This window comes from Azoarcus sp. TTM-91 (genome assembly GCF_012911025.1).
Classification (GTDB): Bacteria; Pseudomonadota; Gammaproteobacteria; order Burkholderiales; family Rhodocyclaceae; genus Azoarcus.
Genome location: NZ_WUEI01000234.1, coordinates 1 through 2,208, shown reverse-complemented (window position 1 = coordinate 2,208; position 2,208 = coordinate 1). Strand labels below are relative to the sequence as shown.

Annotated in this window: 2 protein-coding genes; both read right to left on the bottom strand. The window is 68.9% G+C overall.

The genetic code is table 11. From position 1 onward, the window contains the following. Positions 1-264: 264 nt before the first annotated feature. Entirely contained in the window at positions 265-1,365 is a 1,101-nt protein-coding gene (locus tag GRF61_RS23875; protein ID WP_169153110.1) for an ABC transporter substrate-binding protein, read from the bottom strand. Between the two features lie 122 nt (positions 1,366-1,487). Further along, positions 1,488-2,208: class II glutamine amidotransferase (locus tag GRF61_RS23870; protein WP_169153109.1), on the bottom strand; the 721-nt coding region annotated here is incomplete at its 5' end.

Here is a 2,208-nt window from a genome sequence, read left to right as displayed (position 1 = left end):
GGGAAAAAGTCCTTGCACGGCTTGGTAGTGAGGCTGTTTTGCCTGGCGAGGGCCACGGCGGAGGCCTGCTTTGCGATGAAACCTCGCCAGGTGCGGCACGATCGCGCGTAGCCAGGCTTACCGAACACTGCCCGTGCTCGCTCACCAGCGCTGGCCAGCCGCTCCTGGCACCGATGCCACCTTCAATTCCACCTGGCGTGCCAAGCATGCAACCGGGTTGCCAGGGCTCGGGAGTACCGGACCAAGCCCACCCGACCCAAGGCCTCAGTGCGCCGCCGCCTTGCCATCCTTGCCGTAATCCGGCCAGAAGCCCTGCAGGTTCTGCTTCGCCAGTGCGGCCTCGACGAACTTCGGTTCCACCCAGGCGGCGGTGTCGAAGGTCTGGCGGATCAGGCCGAGTTCCTTGGCCTGGGCCACGCTGTCGGCCAGGCTGTTGCGCAGGAAGGTGTCGATGCGCGGGGAGAAGCGGAAGGCCAGATCGTCGCCCTCGTATTCGCCGTGGATCAGCGCCAGCGGAATGCCGCCCTGCTGCGACAGGCTCTCTTCCACGCTGGCGCGGTTGGCCGGCTGGGCGGCCCAGTGGGCTTCGGCCACCAGCACGTCCACCACCCGCTGGGTGAGCTGTGGGTAGCGCTGGATGAAGTCGCTGGCGCCGATCAGGCCGGACTGGGTGGTGGCGAGCTTGTTGGCGATCTGCTTGGTGGAGGCGGGCACGGTGGCGAGGCCGCGTTCACGCAGGGCGAGCACCGGCACGCCCTGCCAGATGGCATCCACCTGGCCGGCGGCGAGCGCGGCGCGGCTGGCGGTCCAGTCTAGGTTCACCACCTTCAGGTCGCGTTCGCCGAGGCCGGCTTCGGCCAGCGCGCGGCCGAAAGCGAGCTGGTCGGCGGTGCCGCGGAACAGGGCGACGCGCTTGCCCCTGAGGTCTTTCAGGCTGGCGATGCCGGCCTCCGGCGCGGCGCCGAGATAGGTGTTGGAGCCGCGGATGCCGACCAGGAAGCGGTTATCCAGGCCACGGGCACGGCCGATGATGGCGGCGAGGTCGCCCAGGTAGGCGAAATCGATCTGCTTGTTGGAGAAGGCTTCATTCACCGCCGGGCCGGCGCCCTTGAAGAAGGACCATTCCACCTTGATGCCGTCCTTCTCGAACTCCTTCTCCAGCGCCTGCTTGATATGCACCAGCGATACCGTGCTGCTGCCGGCGTAGGGCTTGGGGCCGGCGCTGAGGTCGGGCGAGGCGATGCGGATGGTGGCCGGTTGATCGGCGGCCTGGGCGCTTGCCTGGGTGCCGGGGAGGCCGAAGGGCGCGGCGAGGAGGAGGGTGGCGGCAGCCAGGCTGCGGCGGGCGAATCGACGGAGGGACATGCGGGCTTCTCTGCTGAACGTCTGGGGGAGTGCAACGGTAGCGCAGCCGCGCAGATCGCCAAATTTCGATTCCTGCTAACGTTTTCAGGCTTGCAGATGATGCGGCTCGGGTATGCCTTCCGCTATACGGCGACGGCCAGCCCGAAGGCGGATGCCGGCGTGCTGCGCGGGCGCCACTGGCGGCCATCGATGAAGGCGCAGACTTCGCCGACCGGCAGCGGCTGCCAGGCTTCGTCGGTGGTCAGGGGCCGGGTGGCGATCACCGCCATGCAGTCGTCCAGGTGGTTGTGCAGGGCGAAGTCCATGCTCAGCTCGCAATCCACCAGCCGCGCGCTGCGGAAGGGGTAGGCGCGCGCCACGTAATGCAGCTCGGTGCTGCGGTAGGCGTACAGCATGGTGCCGTCGCTCAGCAGGTAGTTGAAGCTGCCGTGGGCGGCGATGCCTGCGCTGATGGCCTGCAGCGCTTCCACCAGGGCGGCGGCATCCGGCGCCGGGCCGTTGCCGAAGCGCTGGTGCAGGCGTTGCAGCAGCAGGCAGAAGGCGCGCTCGCTGTCGGTGGTGCCGGCGGGGCGCCAGGGGCCGTCCAGCCCCGGCTGGAAATCTTCCAGGTTGCCGTTGTGGGCGAACAGCCAGTCGCGGCCCCACAGGCGGGCGTGGAAGGGATGGCAGTTGAGCAGGCCGACCGCGCCCTGGGTGGCCTTGCGGATGTGGGCGAGGATGTTGCGCGAACGTATCGGATAGTGGCGCACCAGCTCCGCCACCGGCGAATCCGCGCTGGCCCGGGGCTCCAGGAAGACACGGGCGCCGCGGCCCTCGAAGAAGGCGATGCCCCAGCCGTCACGG